23 protein-coding genes and 7 tRNA genes are annotated in these 22,589 nt (G+C 37.0%); 9 read left to right on the forward strand and 21 right to left on the reverse strand.

The genetic code is table 11. The features are described 5' to 3' along the window. Nucleotides 1–351: 351 nt before the first annotated feature. The gene (locus ACN6NE_RS01900; protein WP_129703336.1) at nucleotides 352–732 is read left to right on the forward strand and encodes a VOC family protein; all 381 of its coding nucleotides are present in this window, start codon (nucleotides 352–354) and stop codon (nucleotides 730–732) included. A 139-nt stretch (nucleotides 733–871) separates the two neighbouring features. Here ACN6NE_RS01900 and ACN6NE_RS01905 read toward each other — a convergent pair whose 3' ends face one another. From ACN6NE_RS01905 to ACN6NE_RS01915, 3 genes are all read right to left on the reverse strand, one after another. Continuing rightward, nucleotides 872–2,077, reverse strand: coding sequence for a hypothetical protein (locus ACN6NE_RS01905; protein ID WP_474324244.1), 1,206 nt, complete (start codon nucleotides 2,075–2,077; stop codon nucleotides 872–874). A 311-nt stretch (nucleotides 2,078–2,388) separates the two neighbouring features. Next, nucleotides 2,389–2,772, reverse strand: a complete 384-nt coding sequence (locus ACN6NE_RS01910) for a FixH family protein (protein WP_043981069.1) — start codon at nucleotides 2,770–2,772, stop codon at nucleotides 2,389–2,391. A gap of 201 nt (nucleotides 2,773–2,973) precedes the next feature. After that, complete coding sequence (locus tag ACN6NE_RS01915) at nucleotides 2,974–3,321, reverse strand: DUF6054 family protein (protein WP_129703340.1); 348 nt, start codon at nucleotides 3,319–3,321, stop codon at nucleotides 2,974–2,976. Nucleotides 3,322–3,464: 143 nt separating this feature from the next. Between ACN6NE_RS01915 and ACN6NE_RS01920 the strand changes: the two genes are divergently transcribed. Beyond that, a complete protein-coding gene (locus ACN6NE_RS01920) occupies nucleotides 3,465–3,884 on the forward strand; it encodes a MarR family winged helix-turn-helix transcriptional regulator (protein ID WP_016765035.1) in 420 nt (139 codons plus the stop codon). 44 nt (nucleotides 3,885–3,928) lie between these two features. On the opposite strand, the gene ACN6NE_RS01925 is transcribed toward ACN6NE_RS01920, so the two are convergent. Next, entirely contained in the window at nucleotides 3,929–5,092 is a 1,164-nt protein-coding gene (locus ACN6NE_RS01925) for a DUF4179 domain-containing protein (protein ID WP_129703342.1), read from the reverse strand. Nucleotides 5,093–5,111: 19 nt separating this feature from the next. Beyond that, entirely contained in the window at nucleotides 5,112–5,621 is a 510-nt protein-coding gene (locus tag ACN6NE_RS01930) for a sigma-70 family RNA polymerase sigma factor (protein WP_129703344.1), read from the reverse strand. A gap of 148 nt (nucleotides 5,622–5,769) precedes the next feature. On the opposite strand from ACN6NE_RS01930, the gene ACN6NE_RS01935 reads away from it, so the two are divergent. Continuing rightward, nucleotides 5,770–6,786, forward strand: coding sequence for a S66 family peptidase (locus tag ACN6NE_RS01935; RefSeq protein WP_474324247.1), 1,017 nt, complete (start codon nucleotides 5,770–5,772; stop codon nucleotides 6,784–6,786). Nucleotides 6,787–6,929: 143 nt separating this feature from the next. Beyond that, nucleotides 6,930–7,112: a hypothetical protein gene (locus tag ACN6NE_RS01940; RefSeq protein WP_129703348.1), complete on the forward strand. Its 183-nt coding sequence runs from the start codon at nucleotides 6,930–6,932 to the stop codon at nucleotides 7,110–7,112. Here the strand turns inward: ACN6NE_RS01940 and ACN6NE_RS01945 are convergent. Together ACN6NE_RS01945 and ACN6NE_RS01950 are read right to left on the reverse strand one after the other, a co-directional pair. Further along, nucleotides 7,087–7,299 (reverse strand): DUF4181 domain-containing protein, encoded by a 213-nt coding sequence (locus tag ACN6NE_RS01945; protein ID WP_474324249.1) that lies wholly within the window; start codon nucleotides 7,297–7,299, stop codon nucleotides 7,087–7,089. The genes ACN6NE_RS01940 and ACN6NE_RS01945 overlap by 26 nt on opposite strands. Next, nucleotides 7,293–7,505, reverse strand: a complete 213-nt coding sequence (locus ACN6NE_RS01950) for a hypothetical protein (RefSeq protein WP_240702281.1) — start codon at nucleotides 7,503–7,505, stop codon at nucleotides 7,293–7,295. The genes ACN6NE_RS01945 and ACN6NE_RS01950 overlap by 7 nt, the downstream gene beginning before the upstream one ends. A gap of 125 nt (nucleotides 7,506–7,630) precedes the next feature. On the opposite strand from ACN6NE_RS01950, the gene ACN6NE_RS01955 reads away from it, so the two are divergent. Together ACN6NE_RS01955 and ACN6NE_RS01960 are read left to right on the forward strand one after the other, a co-directional pair. Further along, nucleotides 7,631–8,281 carry a DUF975 family protein gene (locus ACN6NE_RS01955; protein ID WP_129703350.1) on the forward strand — a complete coding sequence of 217 codons (651 nt, stop codon included), beginning with the start codon at nucleotides 7,631–7,633 and terminating at the stop codon, nucleotides 8,279–8,281. Between the two features lie 437 nt (nucleotides 8,282–8,718). Further along, complete coding sequence (locus ACN6NE_RS01960) at nucleotides 8,719–9,564, forward strand: C40 family peptidase (protein ID WP_129703352.1); 846 nt, start codon at nucleotides 8,719–8,721, stop codon at nucleotides 9,562–9,564. Nucleotides 9,565–9,621: 57 nt separating this feature from the next. Here ACN6NE_RS01960 and ACN6NE_RS01965 read toward each other — a convergent pair whose 3' ends face one another. Continuing rightward, entirely contained in the window at nucleotides 9,622–10,287 is a 666-nt protein-coding gene (locus ACN6NE_RS01965; protein ID WP_474324251.1) for an MOSC domain-containing protein, read from the reverse strand. 434 nt (nucleotides 10,288–10,721) lie between these two features. Between ACN6NE_RS01965 and ACN6NE_RS01970 the strand changes: the two genes are divergently transcribed. Further along, on the forward strand, nucleotides 10,722–11,897 hold the full coding sequence (locus ACN6NE_RS01970) for a NupC/NupG family nucleoside CNT transporter (protein ID WP_013058262.1): 1,176 nt from the start codon (nucleotides 10,722–10,724) through the stop codon (nucleotides 11,895–11,897). A 344-nt stretch (nucleotides 11,898–12,241) separates the two neighbouring features. On the opposite strand, the gene ACN6NE_RS01975 is transcribed toward ACN6NE_RS01970, so the two are convergent. From ACN6NE_RS01975 to ACN6NE_RS02015, 9 genes are all read right to left on the reverse strand, one after another. Beyond that, nucleotides 12,242–12,332, reverse strand: a tRNA-Ser gene (locus ACN6NE_RS01975). 112 nt (nucleotides 12,333–12,444) lie between these two features. Next, nucleotides 12,445–12,521: transfer RNA gene (locus ACN6NE_RS01980), tRNA-Arg, on the reverse strand. Nucleotides 12,522–12,530: 9 nt separating this feature from the next. Then, nucleotides 12,531–12,615, reverse strand: a tRNA-Leu gene (locus ACN6NE_RS01985). A gap of 10 nt (nucleotides 12,616–12,625) precedes the next feature. Further along, nucleotides 12,626–12,702 (reverse strand) — tRNA-Met (locus ACN6NE_RS01990). 18 nt (nucleotides 12,703–12,720) lie between these two features. Then, nucleotides 12,721–12,813, reverse strand: a tRNA-Ser gene (locus ACN6NE_RS01995). Between the two features lie 15 nt (nucleotides 12,814–12,828). Next, nucleotides 12,829–12,905: transfer RNA gene (locus ACN6NE_RS02000), tRNA-Ile, on the reverse strand. 23 nt (nucleotides 12,906–12,928) lie between these two features. After that, nucleotides 12,929–13,002 (reverse strand) — tRNA-Cys (locus ACN6NE_RS02005). 440 nt (nucleotides 13,003–13,442) lie between these two features. Next, nucleotides 13,443–13,622, reverse strand: a complete 180-nt coding sequence (locus tag ACN6NE_RS02010) for a small acid-soluble spore protein H (protein WP_057244115.1) — start codon at nucleotides 13,620–13,622, stop codon at nucleotides 13,443–13,445. Between the two features lie 526 nt (nucleotides 13,623–14,148). Next, a complete protein-coding gene (locus tag ACN6NE_RS02015; protein ID WP_129703356.1) occupies nucleotides 14,149–14,409 on the reverse strand; it encodes a hypothetical protein in 261 nt (86 codons plus the stop codon). Nucleotides 14,410–14,765: 356 nt separating this feature from the next. On the opposite strand from ACN6NE_RS02015, the gene ACN6NE_RS02020 reads away from it, so the two are divergent. Then, on the forward strand, nucleotides 14,766–14,921 hold the full coding sequence (locus tag ACN6NE_RS02020; protein ID WP_165351631.1) for a hypothetical protein: 156 nt from the start codon (nucleotides 14,766–14,768) through the stop codon (nucleotides 14,919–14,921). A 387-nt stretch (nucleotides 14,922–15,308) separates the two neighbouring features. Here the strand turns inward: ACN6NE_RS02020 and ACN6NE_RS02025 are convergent, their stop codons facing one another. The 3 genes from ACN6NE_RS02025 to ACN6NE_RS02035 all read right to left on the reverse strand — a co-directional run bounded on the left by ACN6NE_RS02025 (nucleotide 15,309) and on the right by ACN6NE_RS02035 (nucleotide 18,961). Then, nucleotides 15,309–16,289, reverse strand: a complete 981-nt coding sequence (locus ACN6NE_RS02025) for a carbohydrate kinase family protein (RefSeq protein ID WP_129703358.1) — start codon at nucleotides 16,287–16,289, stop codon at nucleotides 15,309–15,311. 15 nt (nucleotides 16,290–16,304) lie between these two features. Continuing rightward, on the reverse strand, nucleotides 16,305–17,699 hold the full coding sequence (locus tag ACN6NE_RS02030; protein ID WP_474324254.1) for an MFS transporter: 1,395 nt from the start codon (nucleotides 17,697–17,699) through the stop codon (nucleotides 16,305–16,307). A 200-nt stretch (nucleotides 17,700–17,899) separates the two neighbouring features. Further along, the gene (locus ACN6NE_RS02035; protein WP_474324256.1) at nucleotides 17,900–18,961 is read right to left on the reverse strand and encodes an NAD(P)-dependent alcohol dehydrogenase; all 1,062 of its coding nucleotides are present in this window, start codon (nucleotides 18,959–18,961) and stop codon (nucleotides 17,900–17,902) included. A gap of 300 nt (nucleotides 18,962–19,261) precedes the next feature. On the opposite strand from ACN6NE_RS02035, the gene ACN6NE_RS02040 reads away from it, so the two are divergent. Beyond that, complete coding sequence (locus tag ACN6NE_RS02040; RefSeq protein ID WP_474324257.1) at nucleotides 19,262–21,796, forward strand: NACHT domain-containing protein; 2,535 nt, start codon at nucleotides 19,262–19,264, stop codon at nucleotides 21,794–21,796. Between the two features lie 282 nt (nucleotides 21,797–22,078). Here ACN6NE_RS02040 and ACN6NE_RS02045 read toward each other — a convergent pair whose 3' ends face one another. After that, nucleotides 22,079–22,306 carry a hypothetical protein gene (locus ACN6NE_RS02045; RefSeq protein ID WP_129703366.1) on the reverse strand — a complete coding sequence of 76 codons (228 nt, stop codon included), beginning with the start codon at nucleotides 22,304–22,306 and terminating at the stop codon, nucleotides 22,079–22,081. Between the last annotated feature and the right edge of the window lie 283 nt (nucleotides 22,307–22,589).

The following is a 22,589-nucleotide window of genomic DNA, read 5'->3' on the forward strand; positions in this document are numbered from 1 at the left end:
TTTCAACACCTCTAATCAACAAACTTCCAAGGCGAAAACACTCAAATAAATGGCACTTTCGTGTATAAAATTTAATAACCTTGTATTCTGTATAACTGCCCTTTAAACATAATCTCTCTAATATTAACATAAAATTCCATAATTCTTTAATGTATTATGTAAAACCATAATATTTTAGAAAACAGACTATTTATAAAACGCTCTTTTGAACTAGAAATGGACATAAAGCTGTCTTTGGCTATCCTCCACCTTACAAATGATATACTTATTTATAGAAAAACCTCTCAGATCTCACCCAGTACTTACCCTACCGTCAGAGAAAGAAAGTTTACATTGTGAGGAGGAAACGAAATGATTAAAAAGTTGGATCATTTTGTGCTAACGGTAAAAGACATTGAAAAAACGACTCACTTTTATACGGTTATTTTCGGCATGCAAAAAGAAACGTTCGGAGAAGGAAGAATAGGGCTTCGTTTTGGTGAACAAAAAATAAACTTACATCAAGCAGGCCATGAATTTGAGCCAAAAGCAAAGCACCCTCTTCCCGGCTCTGCTGATTTATGTTTTATCACAAAAGAAAAAATTGAAAGCGTAATTAGTTATTTACAAAAACATGATGTAGAAATCGAAGAAGAACCGGTCAAACGAACAGGTGCTGTAGGCCCTATTGTTTCTGTTTATATTAGAGATCCTGATTACAATTTAATTGAGTTATCCAATTACGTAGATTAAAGCGTTCTTCTTAAAAAAGCTGTTTTCGTAAATATTGTTGCTATATCGTAGGAACCCAAAAGAAAACTCGCAATAGAGGTTTGCGAGCTTTCTTTATTATGTAAGGGACCTTGCTTCCTATAAAATGCGCCCTTACAATCTATTTAACAACCAAATTGATCGTATCTCCCTCTATTGCATACTGCCCCTTTATTTCTCCGATACCCGTGATTAAAAGTGAATCACCAGTTTCCAATGGTTTATCCTTTAATACGACGAGTAATTTATTTATATTTTTTAATCCTTCTGCACAATAGGTAAGAGATGGTTGTTGGACAAGGTATTCTTGGTTATTTATCCTTACTTTTATATAATTTTTATGTAATAACCTGCCCTCCAAAGGGACAATATTCATCGGATCAAAAGATAAAGCAATGATTTCTCCTTCGATAAAAAGATGGGTTCCTATCTGTTCTTCGAATTCATCAAGTTCTTTCTTCCTTGATTCAACAGCAAAATTTACTGCTGCTTCTGTTTCATGGCTTATTTGAACATCTTCAATTGCCTTTTTTCCAGCGGCAATATTAAGACGTTTAATCAAGTCAAATAGTGTTGCATTAGTATCCAAAAAACTTTCCTTCCAATCAGGTGACAATTCATCCAGCAACAAACACATAAATAAGCCTGAACTATAACAGCTCCGTCTTATATTGGAAGTGGGTTCAACCACGTCTATTAGATTTTTTCCATATTTTTTTAAAATCAAATCATTAGCGAGCGAGGATTTTTCTGAAAAAGCCTTTATTTCAACGTACCAGGCAGGTCCTTCAACAGATTCAATTAAATTTTCATATGTTAGATGCTCTTTTATTCCTTCTGCCCTTTTTTCCCTTAGGCCGATAAACTTCTTTAAATACTTTTTCTTTTTACTGATATCAGTTTCTAACAATGCATTATAAAGATTTTTTCTTTCCCGATTTCGAATTTCTACATTCTCTTTTGTTAAGGGATAGGTTATTCCCAGCATTTCATCAGGGAAGCGTTTTTCCTCTTTTATATACTGATTTCCGTGGAATAATTCGTGGACCAATATTGAAAAAAGTCCTTCATAGTCATCGTACAATTCCATATCAGCAATAGCAGTAGGATAGCCATCAAATAGAATAAGCGTATTTCCCACAAACTGCTCGTCCCATTTTAAAATTTTATATGTTTTAGGAGGAACTTGATTATATCTAGGATGATTGAACAGGAATACACTGTTTTTATCGTACAATGCATAAGCAACAAGTTCGAAATTTGGCCAATACCTTTCTAAGTTCGTATTAGTTAAGTCTTTGGCAATCCGATTCAGAAAATGATTCATTCTTTTCATCCCCTATACTAAATTTCCTTCATTGTTAATTACGGAAGGAAAGAGAATATTCTTTTTTAGAAAAAAGGTTTTGTTCAACTTTACTGTCCCGTTAGTTGAACAAGATTACTGTTATTATCCTAATTTTAACATATTTTCTCAATATTTAGTTTGGTGTCTAGTAGGAAAAGAAATGATTAAAAAATTGGACCATTTCGTTTTAACGGTAAAAAACATTGAAAAAACGACCTTATTAAAAAAAGAGAATGCGCGTGACATTCTCTTTTTTATGGCTATATAAGCCCCTTCTTCATCTGTATGCTTTACTCTTTAGACTTGCCTATCTCTACTTTTTTCGTAAACATTTTCATGTCACCGTCTACCGTAACGTGAGCGGTAATCATATATTCGCCGTCTTCTTTAAACGTATAGTCCGTGCTGTATACACCTTTTCCTTCGTGCGGTGCTTTTGTCATTTCTTGATTGATGTAGCCTTCTTTTTCAACTTGGAACTGCACGTCATCCGCGTTTTCCACTTTTTTATCTCCTTGCGTCACAAGGACTTTAAGTTTGACTTGTTCATTTGCTTGAATTGATTCCGGTACTTCAATCGTTCCTTTTACTTCTTTGGAACTTGAATCATTTCCTTTTGAACAGCCTACTATAGCTATCATTAAAACGAATAATACGATGCTGAGTTTTTTCATTACGTTCTCCTTTGTTATGTAAATGTGAAGTCTTCCTGCAATTTCATATTATACTCATTTATCCGGTAAAAAGAGAAAAAATGCTTATTGTCCACATAAAGTTCTTATTTCTACAGTAGCTTTTGCATCTTTTCATTTCTCTACTCGTCATTTCCTTCACAAAAAAGCTGAAGAAGCTTATTGCCTTCTCCAGCTTTGCCTTTATCTTTGCGGTTCTTCTAACGTATAAGCAGACAGTGCGTTTTCTACCCATCGTACAAAATCTTTGCTTGCTCCCCAGTCAATATTTAATATCCCTTCTGCGCTTCCTGAAGGAATACACTTAACTTTGTTTGGACCCGACACATTTTCTAAAATAATCGTTAGTGATCCTCTGCCGCCGGTGCGGAAAAAATAGCGTTCAAACACAAGCGTGCACATCTGCTTACCGTCTCCTAGATCATAATATTCCTTGTATAATAAGTCACTTTCCGAATTATTTGCGTTCAAAAGCTTCTTTGCTCCATCAAAAGGAAGCAGCGTCGTTTTAAACTCAATTACCTTTTCCATCACTCAAGCCCCTTTCTATCGCAACAGATATGTACTACTTCTCTTTTTTTCTCTAAAAAACCTGCCTCTTCTCTTTATGAACAATATGGTACAATAGAAAAGAAAAAGAATTGTTTGAACGGAAAAAGGAGCATACAACCTCTATGAATACACGAGATCAACTTATCCAAAATGTGGTTTCCACGATGCGAAACCAAACGAAAAAAATGCAGCTATCGGTTATCCCCACTTTAAAATCATATATTCCTTTAAATGAATTTTTAGCGCTTCGCCTGCTGTATAAAGAAGGCAATCATATCGTTTCTGAGATTGCAGAGCATATGCACATCTCAAACAGCAGCATGACGTGCGTCAGCGACCGTCTCATGGAAAGAGAATTTGTCACGCGCGTACGCAGTCAAAAAGACCGCCGCGTTGTCTACTTATCCATTACGGATAAAGGAAAAGCGTTTGCAGAAGAAATGGAAAAAGTACTCACTAAAGAATATGGTGAAAAGCTTAGCCATTTTACGGATGAAGAATTACAGACGTTTCTTCGCTTGTTAAATAAAATGGATATCTAATAAAAACCAGATGCCCGCTAAGCAGGCATCTGGTTTTTATTTTGTTATTTGTTATTTACCTTCAAATTAAAGGCGTCCGAGGTTAAATCTTTTGAACTGTCATTTTCGCAATCACTTACATACGGAACAAATCGAAGCATAACCACCCCTTTGTCGTTTCGGTACTCTTCGTCTATTTCTAGCACTCTGTCTGTTCCTCCTCCACTGCCGCTTTCAGAAAGATCTCTTCCATTTTGGTCTTTTATTTTTACGCCCACGTTCGTTCCGTTTCGAATGCTTCCTTTTGAAGCTGTAAACGTATAGTGCATTTTAATCGAAACAGGCGATACGCGAACTTCTTTAATAGACAATAAGCCTTCTATTCCTTTTTCATTAATCGGAATTTCTTTATTTAACGGATACACTTTTGTGTCAGCAATAATTTTTGAGCCGTTTACGCTTGTATGCACGGTCCAATTTCCTTTAATCTCCCCGTAAGAATCTCGGTAGTTCCCACTTTTCGTCTGAGCAGGATTCTTTTCAAAATCAAGGCTCGTGAACTGAGCGCTGATTTGATAGTTTTTATTCGGATCAATATGATCTAGCACATTGTAGCCTTCCACATCGATTTTCCCGTCTCCGTTCGTGTCCGCTTGCGTTAGTTTTAAAGCGTACAGATAGTTCCAGCTTCCGTCTTTGTTTTTGATTGGTTCCTCTCTAATACTTGAAGCCGAATCAAAAAACGACATGTTTCCAATTTTCACGCGCAGCTCTCCCGGTCGAATTGGCGCGTCTCGGTGAAGCCCTAGTGCGGTTCTTCTAAATTCATCTGCGCTAATCGTCAACCCAAGGAGCACCTGTCTGTCATCAAGCATCAGCTCATTTACTTTTACTTGAATGCCTTGATCCGTTGCCGTTTCATTTACCGTTTTTTTATAGCTGCTCAAGCTGCCTTCAGGCTTGTTCATAAGCAGCTCGATTTGCTGGCCAATTTGCTGACTGATTCGCACAGCCGATGCCCATACCGTTTCGTTTTGCATCATTACAGGTGTCACAGCAAGCAGCAGCACCGCAGCGGCGATCAGCGGACGCGCTTTTTTTCGAGTCGGCTTTATGTCACGCTTTAAGCGTTTTTTCATTCGCTTTTTCTCGCTTGCCGTTAGCTCAATTTCTTCATATTCATCAAAATCTACAGAAGATCCATTTAATAAGTCATATTGATTTTTCATCTTTGTCCCTCCTTATTTCTTATTTGAAAATCGCTTTTAATTTTTTTCGTCCGCGCGACAGCCGGTTATATAAATTGCTGATCGTGGTCTGCTGCTTTTGAGCAATTTGTTTAAGCTCAATTTCTTGTAAGTAATACGCTTTAAACAGCTCGCGGTCTCCTTCATTTAAGTGACCTAAAAGTTCTTCCACGTCGCCTGCTTGGACGCTACCTTCTGCTTTTTCATCAAATTCCGCTTCGCTAAGGGATTCATGCTGCGTTTTTATGTATTTGCGCTGATAGTCAATGGCTTTGTACTTAGCAACAGCTGCAACCCAATTTTTAAACGTGTTTTTCTCCGAATCAAAGCGGTGAATATGGTGCCATACCGCTAATAACACGTCGTTTACACACTCTTCTTCGTAGCTTTTTAACGTGCTTAAATGCTTGCGTACAATAGAGGTAATTAATCCTCCGTACTGATCGATTAACAGCTCTAATCCTTTTTCTTTTTTTCTCGTTATACATGCAACAATCCAGTCATCTTCCATGACATTGCTCCTTTCCGCTTGCTTTTACATCTATTAATACGAATTTCTTTTATAAAACCTATCAACACTCTTAAATTAAATAAAAAATAAGCTTGTTCAGTATTTCCCTCGCTGGTAAAATAAGCTAAAACCTTTGAAGGAGGCCGCTATGATTACCTATCCTTTTCTTACATCTAACCCTACCATCGGCGTAACCGCACCTTCTTCTGGTGTACCTCAAGCTCTTCATTCCATGTTTTCTTTATCGTGTGAACGAATGAAGGAAAAAGGCTTTTCTGTTATACCGGGAGAAACCGTTTGGACGCAGCACAAAGCAAAGTCCGCTTCTCCTAAAAAACGTGCGAATGAGCTTCAAGCCATGATAGAAGATGAAAACATTATTGATATTATTATTCCTCCTTGGGGAGGCGAACTGCTGATTGAAACTCTTGAACATCTCGACTTTACAAAATGGACAGCAAAATGGGTGCTTGGCTATTCTGACACCAGCGTTCTTTTGCTGGCTATTACACTTAATACCGGGATTGCAACGGCTCATGGAACCAACTTTGTGGACTTACGAGGAGAATACTGGGATCCAACGACTGCGATGTGGCAGCAGGTGCTGACGACCAAAAAAGGAGAAAGCGTGGTTCAAGTTTCTTCTGATTGCTATCAAAAAGAATGGCAGCACGATAATCCGTCACCATGCGTGTTTCATTTAACGGAACAAACCGCTTGGAAACATACAGAGTTAAGCGACGTTCACATCGAAGGGCGTCTGCTCGGAGGATGTATTGACGTGATCAGACACTTAGCGGGCACTCCTTTTGGAGACGTAAAAGCTTTTCGAGAAAAACATATTCCTGCTGATCCAGTCATTTGGTATTTTGATAACTGTGAACTGACGACGGCTGACCTTCGCCGTTCACTTCTTCAGCTTAAGTTAGCGGGCTGGTTTGACAACTGCTCAGGTATTTTATTCGGCAGAAGCAGCGCTAATAAACCCGTTGATTCCTACACCGCTGAAGATGTGTATCATGACCTTGCCTCAGACTTACATATTCCAGTTATCTATGATATCGACTGCGGCCACCTCCCTCCTCAGCTCACGCTTATTAACGGCGCGTATGCTCGTGTTAACGTAGAGAAGAACAAAAGCACGGTCGTTCAATACTTTACGTAAAATAATAAGGACGTGAGAAAAGTAGTTTGATTGAAGGAAGATCCGAACGAACTTGATTCTTGATGGAGAATCAAATTCGTTCGGATTTTTTCATGGGTATGGTGAACGTAGGCTTGTTTCATATATGTAGGTGTTTCTAGTGGTTGATTGGAGGGCAAGACGAAGACTCCTGCGGGAAAAGCGGGACGGGTGAGACCCCGCAGGAGCGCACGCGACGAGGAGGCTCACCGGCCGCCCGCGGAAAGCGAAGCCTTGCACGAAAATCAACCGCGCTTCATTTCGTTATGTCTCAATTTTGTTTTACATATCTGTCATCAGTAATATAAACGTCCCTAATAAGAAAAAAGTTGCACCAAACCACGAGTGGTAGTGCTCTTTTTGCTTTCTTTCAAACTTCCATTCTTCGAAACCTCGAATTACGTATAGGAAAAAAAAGAAAAGAAATATAAAAACAGAGGTGTAGGCTGGAGGTATAACAAAGATCAGCACTAAAAACGCAGCAAGCATCACCATTTCAATTGTGATAAACAGAGGACGCCTTCCTTTAAAGCTTCTCCAATAGCTTTTTCATCTTTGTATGCAGCTTTTTTCGCAGGCAAAAATCCAGAAAGACATAGACGACTGCCAGAATCAGCAAATACAAAAGCGTCATTTCCTTTTCTCCTCCCACTTAAAATATCCTTATACTTCCATTTTAAAGAACTTTCCACAAATTTCAAGCGTCTAAAAAATCTTTACACAACTTATTAGTGCAAGCATTCATATATTCAAAAATCGCTAATATATTGACTAATGTACAGGTTAAATTCTCTGTATAAACTCACCTAGAGGGGGACATCAAGTTATGAGAATAAAAGAAGTGAAGCAAGGTGCACTCGCAGCGCTGAAAAACCGCTGGGGATTTGCCGTACTGCTTACGTTCGTTACGTATCTAATCGCTGCCGGTATTCCAGGACTTATTGACTTTTTAATCAACGGATTTCCAAACGGGTCCGAAACCGAATACTCTCAGTCTACCTTAGCTAATATTGTATCCCTGCTGCTCGTACCGCTCTTTTTCTCTTACTACTGGGTACTGCTGCGTTTGGTGCGAGGAGAAAGTGTACGTGTTGGAAATGTGTTTGATTCGTTTTCATCTGCGGGCTTATATTTTAGAACACTCGGACTTTACTTGCTAACGATTATTTATACCGTGCTATGGAGCATTTTATTAATCATTCCCGGCATCATCAAAAGCCTTGCCTATTCACAGGCTTACTACGTATTCCGCGATAACCCAGATTATTCAGTCAACCAGTCTATTACTGAAAGCAGACGGTTAATGAACGGCTACAAGTGGACCTACTTTTTACTTGTTTTAAGCTTTATCGGCTGGGGAATTTTAAGTATCATCACGCTTGGCATTGGGTTATTATGGCTCGTTCCGTATGTAACGACTTCGCTTGGCGTATTTTATGAAAAGCTAAAAGCAAATGAAACTGAAGTCACTGAATAAACGAAAAACCGTATTCGAGTTGCGAATACGGTTTTTTTACTTAGTTTTGGTATTCTCTCTATATACATTAGCTGAAATTTGTAACCTGTTATTCAATAGATGAGTTAGTAAACTATATTACCATCGAACTATATCTCTTAGAAACAGCAGCTAAATAGCCGCTGTTTCCTTAATTCCCCCTCTTTTTTAACATAAAAATAGAAAAATTCCATACCCTTTACATATTTTCTAATAAATCTATGAATTCCCTAAACATTTCTACCTAGATAAATTGTCAGAATTATTACAGAGAAGGTGACAATTCTACTTATACCGCTCTTTAATATTAAAACTATGTTACAAAATGTCGTAATTTGGAATTAGATGTTTACTTTTCCTGTCAGGATTGATAGACTCACAGTTGTGAATAAAACAAGTTATGGAAAGGGAGAAAGAACATGCTAAAGAAAGCAAATCGTACAGTTATGAATATGGGGTTAGCAGCATTACTTGTTCCCGCTGCCCTAACATTTAGCACAACTTCAGCAAGTGCAAATGACGGAGGCGCTGCACCAGCACCCGTACAAGAAAAGGTAACGCCAAGCGTACCTCAACAACAAGCAACTACTACTACTAATCAAAAAGTCATCGTAAACGTGAGTGCGTTAAATATTCGTCAAGGAGCTAGCTTTTCATCTCCGGTCGTTGGAACTGCAACACAAGGCCAAGAGTTTGCTATTTTAAAAGAAGCAAACGGCTTAGTTGAAATTGCACCAAACAAATGGATTTCAAAAAGCTCAAGCTACGTAACAATTGCATCAGGTAAACCAAGCGCAAGTCAAGTAAAAGGTGTAAGCACATCAACTCCTTCTACTTCTACAGCATCTGCATCTCCATCTGCAGCACAAGAAACAAGCACACCAGCACCTGCTCCAACAACAAGCACGGCTTCTGGAAGCACAGTAAATGTTGCACGTAGTTTAGTAGGATCACCTTACCAATGGGCAGGAAACACACCAAGCGGATTTGACTGCTCAGGCTTTATCGCATACGTGTTCAACCATAGCGGTCACAGCATTTCACGTACAAGCGTAGCAAACTACTGGAACATGGCGACAAAAATTTCGTCTCCACAACCAGGGGATCTAGTATTCTTCCAAAACACATACACAAGCGGCCCATCTCACATGGGAATCTACATCGGAAACGGCCAAATGATTCATGCTGGTTCACACGGTGTAGCTGTAGCTGACCTAGATGTTTCTTACTACCAAGATCATTTCTTAGGATACGGACGCTTCTAAGAAAAAAATGCCCTCTAATCGTTAGATACGTTCTAACGATTAGAGGGCATTTACTTTTTATCTCTGCGCGACGGAAAGCGCCTTTTCAATACGCGTTTGAAATTTATGCTTCCAGTCTTCAGCTAGCTCAGCCACTTCTAAAGCCCGCTTCATCCCTTCTACATCTTTTGGGCGATGGAAATATAAATCAAGCGTAAACCAAACGGATACTTGGTTTGGATGAGCTTCAATCAATTTCACTTCTGCACCTTGCGTAATCGTACCTTCTTTCAGCACGCGGCAAAGATAGCCGGTATAGCTTGTATCAATCATTCGTTTTAAAATCCCTTTAACGCCCGTTCGCTTTGTAATCGTGTCACATGGATTTCGCCCTTGCGTCACTTGAATAACGGCGTCTCCTACTTGATAAACGTCTCCAATGCATACGTCTTTTTCAACCATGCCTGCAACAACAAGATTTTCTCCAAACGCAGACATCGGCAGCTCCGTATCAAATTCTTCGTTCCATTTTTTGTAGTGTTCATACGGATACACGCACACCGCACGATCCGGTCCGCCGTGATACTTTAAGTTCGCTACGCCGTCGCCTTGAAACCCTTTTTTTGCTAAAAAGGTCTCGTCTACTTGCTTCTTGCATATGCCTGTGCGCATTTCTTTGTCAGGACTGTATGCCATTTGTTCAGGCATGCCGGTTGCTAAATGAATTATTTTACGTTGATTCATTCGTACCTCTCCCTTCCCCGTTTTCCCTTACTAATTACGTCATATTTTACCACATTTTAAAGATGGCGCTCTTATTTTTTGTGTATTCCACTAAAATCTTGGCAATATCATGAAAGTTTAAAAAATATTTCACAATTATATTAAAAATATCTTCATTTCCTCTTTTTCTTTTGTTCGAAATGATTTAAGATAGTAGAGGCTGTCGAAATATAAGTTATTATGTCAGTTCTGCATGTTTTTTTACATATTAGCACATAGTAAATATTATTTTACAATTACATCATTTTTTACAATGCCCTAAAAAATTTTGCCCATTTTTACTAAAACTAGCGTGAAAGTCCTGATTTTTATATAAAATAGAGGCCGACTTACATAGTCATTTCTATGCACGTCCCTCTTTTATAAATATAGAGTACATGTAAGGAGAAAAGTAAATGTCAATTTTAATGGGAATTATCGGAATTGTAATTGTCTTAGCAGTTGCGTTCCTCATGTCAAACGACAAGAAACTTATCAACTACAAAGGCATCGCAGTTATGCTGGTTATTCAGCTTGCTATCTCTGCTTTTATGATGAATACATCGATTGGTCGCAAGGTGCTTGACTTTATTACGAGTGTATTTACAAAGATCTTATCATTTGGTAACGACGGAATTTCGTTCGTGTTTGGAGATCTTGCAGGAAAAGGCATTTTCTTTATCCAAACGTTAGTTATGATTGTATTCGTTTCAGCATTATTAAGTATTTTAAACTACTCTCGTATTTTACCCTTTGGGATCAAATATATCGGAGGACTTGTTTCAAAAATTACCGGACTTCCCCAAATTGAAAGCTTCACAGCAGTGAACGCAATGATTTTTGGTGATACAACGGCGCTAATTGCGGTGAAAAACCACATCGGAGGTTTAACACCAAACCGTTTATTTATCGTTACAACAACATCTTTAGTATCCGTTTCTTGTTCGATTCTAGGCGCATACATGCAGATGATTCCGGCTGAATACGTATTAATTGCCCTTCCGCTAAACGTATTCTCTGGCTTAATCGTTTCTTCTATCGTTGCACCTGTAAAAGTAGAAGATGAAAACGAAGTCGATATTAAAGCGCCTGCTAAGCAAGGCACGCTGTTTGAAGCAATCGGTGACGGAGCACTAGACGGCGGACGCGTTGCGTTAATCGTAGCAGCGATGCTTGTAACGTACGTTGGTCTTTTAGCATTAGTGAACTACGTATTAAACGGCGTAATCGGATTAACTGTTCAAGACATTTTAGGCTATATCTTCTACCCAATTGCCTTTATCATGGGTATTCCGGCAGATGAACTAATGAGAGCCGGCGGCGTAATGGGAACAAAAGTAGTAGCAAACGAATTCGTTGCCATGCTTGACTTCCAAAAAATGATGCCTCACCTTTCTGAAAAAACGGTTGGTATCGTATCAGCTTACTTAATCTCATTTGCAAACTTCAGCTCAATTGGTATCGTTCTTGGTACGATCCAAGCAATCAACGGCGAACAAGCTTCACGGGTTGCAAAGTTCGGCTTGAAAATGCTGTTAGTCGCTACAATGGGCTCGATTTTAACAGGTATTATGGTTGGATTGTTTATTTAATAGGAAAGCACTCACTTTGGTGAGTGCTTTTTTGTTGGGGCTGGTTCATTTGGGATTATAGCTAGAGCGTTTCTACAATGTTGAAATTTATTAAATATCTCTGTTGACATACTCCTAGTTATCGCCACTATTATCAAATGTTTTTCTTATCTTCATTCTAATAACATTTAAATTAGTTTTACATAATGGATTAAAGCAATATCTCTTATCCAATAAAAAGACAGCTTGCTTTATCAGCAAACTGCCTTTTTTGTAATGACCCGTCCGGGATTCGAACCCGTGTTACCTTTTTAAAAGGGCAATTTCTCGACCACTCGGCCAACGGACCAGATAAAATTATAAAATGGCAGAGAAGAAGGGATTCGAACCCTCGCATCGCGTTAACGATCTACTCCCTTAGCAGGGGAGCCCCTTGAGCCGCTTGGGTACTTCTCTGTATGGATCTCCCACTGAAATACTGTGGAATAATGGTAGGCCTAAGTGGGCTTGACACCGACCTCACGCTTATCAGATTTGGGCTCTACAAAACTGATCTACTTCCCGTTTATGGCGCGCCCGAGAGGAGTCGAACCCCTAACCTTTTGATCCGTAGTCAAACGCTCTATCCAATTGAGCTACGTGCGCTTCCTAAAATGGTGCGGATGAAGGGACTTGAACCCCCACGTCATAAGACACTAGATCCTAAGTCTAGCGCGTCTGCCAATTCCGCCACATCCGCATGTGAAAAATGGTTGCGGGGACAGGATTTGAACCTGCGACCTTCGGGTTATGAGCCCGACGAGCTACCAGACTGCTCCACCCCGCGATAATAATAAAGATATAATGGAAGAGGAAGAGGGATTCGAACCCCCGCGGGCTTTGACACCCCTGTCGGTTTTCAAGACCGATCCCTTCAGCCAGACTTGGGTATTCCTCCATATTTCAGGTTCAATGGTGGACCTTGTAGGACTCGAACCTACGACCGGACGGTTATGAGCCATCTGCTCTAACCAGCTGAGCTAAAGGTCCTTTCTAAGTTCTCTATTAGAATGTGGAGACGGCAACCGGATTTGAACCGGCGAAAAAGGTATTGCAGACCTTCGCCTTACCACTTAGCTATGCCACCAATAAATATAGAAATAATTTACAGTAAGTCGTGTTTATTCTTATGCTACCCCTTCATATGAAACATGGACTAGTAATTTAATAATTAATATCTGTTTCGCCACCAACAAAAATTATTCTACCTTATAATTTCGCAGAAGTCAACATAAGCGAAAAAATGACCCCTAACCCTCATACAATATTTTCTTATTTGCTTGATTTACTGTTGTTGGGAAGAGATTTCTTTGAAAGATGGAAGTTATAAGGAGTCGCGTTTCATTATATTGAGTCCTCCACTTAAAAGTGAAGTTCATTATGGTTAGATTTTTATACATCCTTGATCTAACAACACTTTTCTGATGTGGTGATTTTTTCTTCTCATCCTCTCTTCCTCTCTCGATAAAAATAAGAGAAAAATAAAAAAAAGCCTAAATAAAACGGCTTTTTTATTTTAAGAATAAATTACTGTTCTGCTAGTTCAGATATAGAAACACTTTGCTTATTATTTGGTTCATCCAGGTTATGAATTGTAGCTACCCCATTTTGTTGGTCTACATGCTCAATGTAAATACTTTTTCCATTATATATTACATTGGCCATGTCCACTGAATTGGCAATTTCTTGTGCTCTTTGTGCATCCACCTTTATCTAGCCTCCTTTTTATTTATGACAGTGAAAGTATTTGTTTTTAATTAATTTTTATACATCTAATTCCTCTATATAAAATTAATTTTAATTTTTCAAATGAGACATTAAGTAGTAAAGAAGCTATCTCGTTCATAATTTGAGATAGCTTTTCATTTTATTATTCAGTTTAATCTTCTTCTGGAATCTTAATTAAAATGGCTATAGCTATTGTTGCCAAAAATATAACCCCTAAAGTTAGCAATAGACTCGTACTCATATGCCTCATCTACCCTTCTCTCTTCATCCCTATGATTCCATTTTAGCAGAGGAAATTAGTTAATAAAACTGGAAATGATAGCGTTTCACTAAAAATTTTATACATGTTAAAATAATGTAGTTGTTTTAACTCAACCAATGTATTCAATTTTTAGCTTGAGTAGAGCAAGCTACCTCTTTCCTATTTTGGGGTAGCCCTTTTTTTATCGTGATAAAATAAAATTTTGTTTTGGATATATTTCTTCCTACCCTCGGTTTACATTCGTTATTTACGAATCTGTTCAATCTCTTCTTCTGTAAGCTCAGTTAATTCAGATATTGTTTGATTATCCATACCTTTTTGTAGCATTCTTAATGCTACTCCCTTAATAGCTCTTTTTTCCCCTTGTTTTTCAGCTTTTTTTAATGTCAATTTTTCATCTACTTGGAATTCCTGGTTTACTTCATAAGTCATTAACATTTGTGGATTCTCAGTTACACGTGCCCATTCATTCATCGCATTTTTCAAAGTTTGATCTTTCTCCATTACAACTTCCTCCAAAAATGAGTAAAATCTTCATCTCTTGACATATTAAACAACAGTAATTGTTTTACTAATTATGTGTCATTTTTAAGATACTATTCTCACTTATTCCAAAATCAAATTAATCCCATAAAGCTTGGCCGTCCACCCTAAAACTAAAAAAGAATAATTACTGCATTAGGTAAGGTGTAGGTAGTAATGTAAGATGTGCTCGATTGTTTATATGCTGGGATTAGCCTAGTGGCAAATAGGGCTTTGGTTCAGAAGCAACTAACAATTTATTTATTTAATTTATATGTTTTTTCTTATAGTTGCACATATTAAAAACAATACTAGATGAAAGCGAGATGAGATAAGTAATGTCAAAACAAGGGATACAGAAAAAGAATCAAACAAGAGAGCAAGTAGAGAAGCAAGATAAAAGAAATGATGTTGAATTAGGTAATGAATTTCAAGTTGGCAACACAGGTTCCCAGAGCCAGAAAAAAAGTGGACGCCAAGTAAATAAAAAATAAATTTAATCTTTCGAGGATAATAAGAAACCTCAGTTCAAATTTATGAATTGAACTGAGGTTTCTTTTATAGAGTGAGGAAGACTTATGTGCAAAAGAGGCACCATGCTAAAGAGAATTTTAATTCTATTATGAAAACAGAATTAAAATAAAAAAGAAAGTATCTCATTTCCACCTAATACTCTATCTATAACTTCTTGACTAGATGTATGACGCTTAACAGCCTGTAGATGTAAATATCGATCTCCATATGGAAAATCTGAACTAAATTAACGTTCTCTGAGGTATTTCTTTTATAGCCAAAGACAAGGCGTATATTGTATAAAATGCCTTTGCTATAGGACTAATATAAAATGATGTCTAATTATTGTATTATTACTGCTAGGCTGTTTATACACTAGTAATTTCTATTTCTTCAATATTTGGCAGTGCTTCAATTGCTCCTATCTTTGTACATACCAGCGCTCCAACTCGGTTTGCAAATGCAATAATGTCGAGTAAATGCTCGAAATCATTTTTAATGGATTTGATATTCTGTGTATTAGCTAATTTGAACAACGTTGCACCTACAAAAGCATCCCCAGCTCCTGTAGAGTCAATTGACTTAATAGGAATACTCTTCACTAGTTCTTTTTTTCTACTATTAGATATCAATGTTCCCCTTTTTCCAAGCGTAACTGCTACAATTTTAGCTCCCATTTTATGTAGGGTATCAACACCTACTTCATGATTCTTAATGCCTGTGATAATCTCTAATTCTTCATCACTTACTTTTACAAAATCACTTAAAGCAATAGCTTTCTTTGCAATTGAGATGAAATCAATTAATCTTCCTTTCCATAAATCTCTTCGATAGTTAGGATCAAAAGAAATAAACTTTCCTTCCTCTTTAGCACTAGAGATAAGGCTTAAATAAGTTTCACGGAATGGAGAAGTTAACATTGCCGTGGCTGAACCAAAATGAAGGATTTCAGCTTTATTTATTTCATTTAGGTTAATGTCCTCCATTGTCATTAAAGCGTCAGCTCCCCTATGAAATACAAAGTCTCGCTCACCATTTTCTTGTAGAGACACAAAAGCTAGGGTAGTTGCTACCTTTTCATCCCAAGCAAGCATCGAAGTATCTACGTTTAATGAATTTAAGGTTTCTTCTAAAAAGTAACCGAATGGGTCTTTACCTACTTTACCACTAAATGATGCATTACCCCCTAGTTTCGCTATGGTTGCGCATACATTTGCTGGTGCTCCACCGGCATTTTTTAAAAATTGGCGTCCCTCTATTAAATTGGAATTAATATTGCTACAAAAGAAATCAATTAATAATTCTCCTACACAAACAACTGGAGCATTTTCACTTATGCTATTTTGCACTTATATCACACTCATTTACTTAGATTTTTTCTCTAAATCCAAAATCATTTTATTGTATGTTTTTTCAGTTAAAGGATAAAAGCAGATTATTAATACAGAAAGTAAAATGAAAATTCCTGGCACTAGAGCATTCATATTTTTTATAGCATTTAAGGAAGCTACGGTTTGTTCTGCATTAGCTACATAGCCTGCTATCCCCAAATAGATGGCTGAGAATGATCCAGCAAGTGCAACCCCTAACTTATTAGTAAAACTCATTAAGGAAATAACAACACCATCTGCTCGAACTCCAGTTTTCCATTCAGCATAATCTACACAATCGGCAACCATCCCCCAAGCTAGTGTGTTTAGTGGAGTGGTAAAGAATCCCGAAGCAAACAGCCAAAATAAAATTAAAGCAACTGAATCAAAAGAAGTAAATTGGAGTCCTATATATGAAATAAGAGATACTGTAGCTGATACAATCATTACACTCTTTCTACCCCATTTATCAGAGAATAAAGGAATAAATAAGTTACTAATTAGCGCAGCTCCAAAAAATAAAACAGTGCCCCAAAATACTAATTCCTTTTGATGAACATTGTAAGTAAAATAGTAAACCATTGTACTAAGTTTAATATTAAAACCAATAGCAAATGCCAAGAAAGACGAAACTAGTACTAGTAGTGGTTTGTTTTTAAACAAAACAGATAAAGTTACTTTAATTCCATGTTTTTTACTCTTTTTAGGAGCAATGCGCTCGCGTACTGTAAAGAAGCTAAACAGATTTAAAATTATACTTACAGCAGCATAGACTAGAGCAGTCATCTGAAATCCAAATTCTTGATTTTCGCCTCCAATAGCTGTTACAAGAGGGGTTGCGCATGAAATGGAAAGGAGGATTCCTACATAAACCAATATCATACGAGTAGTTGTTAAAACCGTGCGTTCCTGAACATTATTAGTAATTCGTCCTGTTAAGCTATTAACTGGAATCGTTTGCATACTAAACGTCATCCCTAATAAGATATAGGTAATATACATATATATAATATTTCCAGTTGACCCTAAGTGAGGGTTGGTAAAACATAGGATAGTGAATAAAGCAAAAGGAAGTGAGACCCATAACAAATATGGTCTGGCTTTTCCCCAACGTGTATTAGTTTTATCTAAAATAACTCCCATTATAGGGTCGCAAATAGCATCTAGAACTCGTACTACTAAAAATAGCGTTGCAACAGCTGCAGGATGGATACCTCCGACATCAGTATAATAAAAAAGTAGATAGGCATTAACGAATTGAAAAACAATATTATATGCCATGTCTCCCGCTCCATATCCAAACCGTTCTAACCAGGATAACCTAGGAATAGAATTAGGTTTACCTTTACTTTCAGCCTCTAATATTTGTGATTGTTCTGCGTTTAACATAGGTAATACCTCCAGAATGCGTTTTCAAAAATATGTTAAGAAAGCTAGTAGAAAGTCCGTATTATAAACATTTACCTTAAAGAAAAAACAGATGCGGTTTAGTTGCAAATGTCCTATTTTAACTCCGCATCTGAAAATTAAAAGTTCAAGAATCTTGTCATAAATACCAACTAGAAACCTAGCTTTCAAGTATAATGTTTTTATTCGTTTGGATACACTATAATTTTTAAACATTCGTTTTTAAAATTTAGTGCTCTCTCCATCGCTTCACGTGTGCCGGCTAACGGATATCTATCTGTTACAAGATTCTTTGTGTCAATTGCACCGGAAGTAAGAAATTTAATTCCTTTTGGATAAGTGTTGGCATAGCGGAAAATACCATATATATCAATCTCATTATCAGCAATAAATGGTACATCGAGTGGAATATCGCTTTGAGAAGGTAAACCTACGATTGCTAATTTCCCACCACGACGAATTGAAGATAGTGAAGATTGTAATGCTTTTGGATTCCCTGCAGTCTCCCATGCAACGTCAACGCCTACGTTTTCAGTAATATTTTTAATTTCATTAAGAGGATCTTGCTCTCTGATATTAATAACGTGAGTTGCCCCCATTCGTTTTGCTGCCTCAAGACGCAATGGTTCTAAGTCTGTTGCTATTATTGTACTTGCTCCAAATGCTTTCGCTGCTGCTACAGCCATTAACCCTACCGGTCCCATTCCCATAATCGCAATTGTTGACCCAGGCTGAAGTTTTGTTCTCGTCGCTGCATGGATACCAACTGAAAAAGGCTCTATTAAGGCAGCATCTTCATAGGAAAGGGAATCCGGGATTAAAAAGACAAAATCCTGACGAATTTTTATATATTGAACAAAGGCACCATCAACTGGTGGTGTTGCTAAGAATTGAACATCTGGACAAAGGTTGTACCTTCCCTCTTTGCATGCTTCACAATGTCCACAGGTTACTCCTGGTTCAACGGCTACGCGATCCCCTACTCTAAATCTTTCCACAGCTGATCCAATAGCTACAACCTCACCTGAGCACTCATGTCCAAGGATAAATGGTTTTTCTACTTTGTATTTACCAATTCTACCATGGGTATAATAATGTAAGTCTGAGCCACAAATTCCTACAGCCATTACTTTAATTAAAACTTCATTTTCATCAATTTGTGGTATAGGCAATGTTTCAATACTGATTTCTCTTGTGCCGTGCATGACAGCTGCTTTCATAGTTTTAGGTAAGTTGTTATTCATCAATAATTTTCCTTTCTTTAATAGAAATTCTATATAAATCCATAACGTAAAAATAAATATGAATTTACTTTTAACTCATAAATTTCTAATGCACTTGACTGTTCCTTAAACATATTTTTATTATTATGTAAGTGCATACATTTTAGAGTTTTTTATTACATGAGCTAATTTTACCTGCTAACATCACACCATTAATAGCCTTTTATACTGTCTAAAAGTACAGTAACACTGTACTTTTCTTTTTATATACAAACAAAGATATAGCGTTAAAATAAAGCTAATAGGAGGTGTAAGATTCTTATGGCTGAAATTGAAGATCGGAAAACATTTGCAGAACTGTTATCTTCGGGTGTTAAAGAACTAAAACTTCACCCTGATTATAAGATTAAAAGGAAAAAAGGCGAAGATAGCTCACTAGGACAATCTTATATAGCTAATATCGCAAATGAACTAGGCGTATCTCCTAATACAATTAAAAGTTGGATAGGTCAGATGGGATTAAAATATATTCCTGGTCGTATTGACGATGGAAAGCTCTTCGGCATCATATGGATAATACTAAAAAAAACGGATATAGATATCAGTTGGTTCTCAAAGCTGATGGAAACAACTTCTATACCCACTCTTAAACCTGCTTTACCAGCTTGGATGTCTTCGTGTCTGGAAAAGGCAAAAATATTAGGGGCAGACAACTCATTTGGTGCACCCCTTAATAAAGATATTGAGGAAGTAGTAAAAAAAATATTTCTTAATAAACTTCAGACTGAAGCTGCTACTCCAAAGGAACATTTTACAATACATAACTTACCAGCACGCTGGTCAGGAGTTTTTATTGGAAGACACTTTGACTTGGAGGCAATTCGTCAGTGGGTAATTTCCCCTTCTCCATTATGTTTAATTTCCGGATGGGCTGGTATTGGAAAAACAACTCTTGCTCTTGAAGTAGCATATGCATGTATTCAGAAGAATTATAGGGAAACAGAAAGCCTTGAGATGGATTGGCCAAACCTCAATTCTATAATATGGTTTAGTGCTGACTGGAAGGGACTAACCTTTAGTGATTTTCTAAATACAATTGCTTACCAACTTGGACGGATAGAGCAAATCAACCGATCCATTGACGAGAAACGTTTTGTGGTTCGCAATGCATTAGCTAATTATGCAAAAGAAAAACCTGTATTACTTGTGATTGATAGCATCGATACAGCTGAAAGTGAAATTTATGAATTTATTACTAATCTTCCACAAGGCGTTAAAGTATTACTCACATCTCGCGAGAATCTACAGCAAAAATATAGAAACAACTTTAGAGATATAATAACCATTCAACTAAAGGGACTGGAAAAGGACGATGCTCTTAACTATCTTTCTTACGAAGTAAAACAACATATGAAAATGTCTAATTCATCGAACAAACAAGAACAAATGAAACAGTTATTAAATAGCCCTCTTGAAACTCGTGAACAACTCATTTCAGCTACTGCTGGAAATCCTAAAGCTATCGCTCTTAGTATAGCTTACATTGCAGATGATGACATTCCTGCTCAGCAACTTATTCAGGAACTAGGAAAAGCCGGTTACTCACTGTTGGAATTATTTGATTTTCTTTTCGGACGCACATGGGAGAAATGTAATGAAGATACTTTACATCTTTGGAAAGTGTTATGCTTTTTCAGCAAACCTCCTGACGAGAAAAGTTGGGCAACAGCGGCTGGACTAGACGCTCGAAAATTCCATTTTGCTGTTGATCAAATGAAATTATTTGCGCTTATCCAAGGAGAACGTATAGAAGGAAAAATCCATTATCTAGGTCATCAAACCGTAGTAACATATGGTAAACAACGATTGGTAGAAGATAAACAATTTGAAAATGTAGCACGTAAGCGTTGGAGCCAATACTATATCCAATATTTAGACAACTATTTAAAACGGGATCTTCCGGATTCGATTTATTGGAGTTATTTGCTTGGTCGTGATTTAGAGGAAATTAAGAAAGAATGGCCAAATATACTCAAGGTTATAAAATGGGCAAACGAATCCGATCAAAAAGAGCTTTTGATTGAACTGGTATTTCGCATAAGCCATTTTCTGAGTCGAATTAATTTACCTTTAAGGATTAAATATGGGAAAATAGCTGCTGACTATGCAAAACAACTCAGAAAACATACCCATGAAGCATTCTTGCGAATCGACACATTGGGGTGGGCACTGATGGAAGTCAATAACCTAGAGGATTCCTTACTACAAATAGATTCCGGTCTAAAGACACTAGATCAGTTAAGCTCAGACAGGTCTGATGTTTACGATTTGAAAGCTTGGGGACTTGCCTTAAAAGCAAGGCTCTTGTTGAAGAAAAATAATCCTAACAAAGCAGAATGTATTCTTGAAGAAGTTAGGGAGATCTTCACTACACCGGTGATTCAACATAGAATTTCATTAGTGCGAGGTGATCTATGTATGGTCTATAAAAATTATGGAGCAGCAATCCGATTATATGAAGAAGCTAATGAAATCAGTTTAATATATGGAGGAGAAAAGACCATTGAAGCTTACTTTAATTTAGGTGTAGCTTATGTCATTTGTGATATGCTTGAGGAAGCAGAAAAATGCTTTAATAGCCTTCTTTATCAGAAAGACAAAGCCAACCAAATTGAATTAATATACTATCACTACGGGATGGCCCAATTGCTATTACGAAAAGGAGAGAATATAGAGGCTTTACAATCTATCCAAGAAGCTATAAATCTTATCGATTCTTGGGGACCAACCATTAGTATTCGAAAAGAAGTAGAAGAATTCAATGAAGTTATTAAACATAATATTAGAGAGAATTAAGTAAAACAGCCACTTGTATGAAACAAGTGGCTGTTTGTTTGAATGTAGTGCTTCAATTAGGTTGAAATTTATCTGGCCGCTTATTTCTTCCAAGTTGATCACTCTTTTCTATTTGGCTTTTATTAGACTAACGCAATTACATCTATATAAAAGGATTATGTTAAAATTACTCTGGTTTCTCCACTAGTTGCATCTGAAAAATTTGAGTTGCTTGAATACCTCTTAAATTTGCTCGTGGTTATACTTATAGAATTAGTTACACTTTTTTGATATATATATAGCTTAATTAATGGCTTCAAGGGCTTGTTTCAAATAATCCATTTCAGAGGTTATATCATCTATCTTTTGGTTTAATTGACTTACTTTATCAAGAGTATTCTGTGCATCTAATAAATTAATTTCTAACATCAAACGGCTTGCTTCACTCTCAAGTTCTAGTCTCTTTGCAAATAATATCTCGTGCTTTTTTATAATTTCAGATTTTAAATTCTTAATATTGGTTTCTTTCATACTTCTACCTCACTAACTTGTAATAACAGTATTTTATTGAGATGTAAATTTCCCTATATAATTTAATAATTACCTACAGGGAGGTTTATGACATAGTTAAAATTTCCTTTTTCACTTAAAGGAAAACCAAATTTATTTCGCATTTACATAAGCTAAATAATAAGAACCAATTAAAATAAATTCCATTATTCACTTTCCTTGGATGGCGTTCAGAAGTTCTTGGCGTTGGCATTCAGATACATACTGAGCGTTCAGAAGCTTCCCTAACTCTTAAAAACAAATA

It is taken from the genome of Priestia sp. 53B2, from assembly GCF_056099005.1.

What these genes read in the sequence shown, in the direction of transcription:
- ACN6NE_RS02040 (WP_474324257.1), top strand. Translation starts at nt 19,262, where the DNA reads ATGGCTGAAATTGAAGATCGGAAAACATTTGCAGAACTGTTATCTTCG.
- ACN6NE_RS01945 (WP_474324249.1), bottom strand. Translation starts at nt 7,299, where the DNA reads ATGGTGATGCTTGCTGCGTTTTTAGTGCTGATCTTTGTTATACCTCCA.
- ACN6NE_RS01920 (WP_016765035.1), top strand. Translation starts at nt 3,465, where the DNA reads ATGAATACACGAGATCAACTTATCCAAAATGTGGTTTCCACGATGCGA.
- ACN6NE_RS01925 (WP_129703342.1), bottom strand. Translation starts at nt 5,092, where the DNA reads ATGAAAAATCAATATGACTTATTAAATGGATCTTCTGTAGATTTTGAT.
- ACN6NE_RS01955 (WP_129703350.1), top strand. Translation starts at nt 7,631, where the DNA reads ATGAGAATAAAAGAAGTGAAGCAAGGTGCACTCGCAGCGCTGAAAAAC.
- ACN6NE_RS02035 (WP_474324256.1), bottom strand. Translation starts at nt 18,961, where the DNA reads ATGAATAACAACTTACCTAAAACTATGAAAGCAGCTGTCATGCACGGC.
- ACN6NE_RS01970 (WP_013058262.1), top strand. Translation starts at nt 10,722, where the DNA reads ATGTCAATTTTAATGGGAATTATCGGAATTGTAATTGTCTTAGCAGTT.
- ACN6NE_RS01965 (WP_474324251.1), bottom strand. Translation starts at nt 10,287, where the DNA reads ATGAATCAACGTAAAATAATTCATTTAGCAACCGGCATGCCTGAACAA.
- ACN6NE_RS01935 (WP_474324247.1), top strand. Translation starts at nt 5,770, where the DNA reads ATGATTACCTATCCTTTTCTTACATCTAACCCTACCATCGGCGTAACC.
- ACN6NE_RS02020 (WP_165351631.1), top strand. Translation starts at nt 14,766, where the DNA reads ATGTCAAAACAAGGGATACAGAAAAAGAATCAAACAAGAGAGCAAGTA.
- ACN6NE_RS02030 (WP_474324254.1), bottom strand. Translation starts at nt 17,699, where the DNA reads ATGTTAAACGCAGAACAATCACAAATATTAGAGGCTGAAAGTAAAGGT.
- ACN6NE_RS01905 (WP_474324244.1), bottom strand. Translation starts at nt 2,077, where the DNA reads ATGAATCATTTTCTGAATCGGATTGCCAAAGACTTAACTAATACGAAC.
- ACN6NE_RS02045 (WP_129703366.1), bottom strand. Translation starts at nt 22,306, where the DNA reads ATGAAAGAAACCAATATTAAGAATTTAAAATCTGAAATTATAAAAAAG.
- ACN6NE_RS01900 (WP_129703336.1), top strand. Translation starts at nt 352, where the DNA reads ATGATTAAAAAGTTGGATCATTTTGTGCTAACGGTAAAAGACATTGAA.
- ACN6NE_RS01960 (WP_129703352.1), top strand. Translation starts at nt 8,719, where the DNA reads ATGCTAAAGAAAGCAAATCGTACAGTTATGAATATGGGGTTAGCAGCA.
- ACN6NE_RS01915 (WP_129703340.1), bottom strand. Translation starts at nt 3,321, where the DNA reads ATGGAAAAGGTAATTGAGTTTAAAACGACGCTGCTTCCTTTTGATGGA.
- ACN6NE_RS02015 (WP_129703356.1), bottom strand. Translation starts at nt 14,409, where the DNA reads ATGGAGAAAGATCAAACTTTGAAAAATGCGATGAATGAATGGGCACGT.
- ACN6NE_RS01930 (WP_129703344.1), bottom strand. Translation starts at nt 5,621, where the DNA reads ATGGAAGATGACTGGATTGTTGCATGTATAACGAGAAAAAAAGAAAAA.
- ACN6NE_RS01910 (WP_043981069.1), bottom strand. Translation starts at nt 2,772, where the DNA reads ATGAAAAAACTCAGCATCGTATTATTCGTTTTAATGATAGCTATAGTA.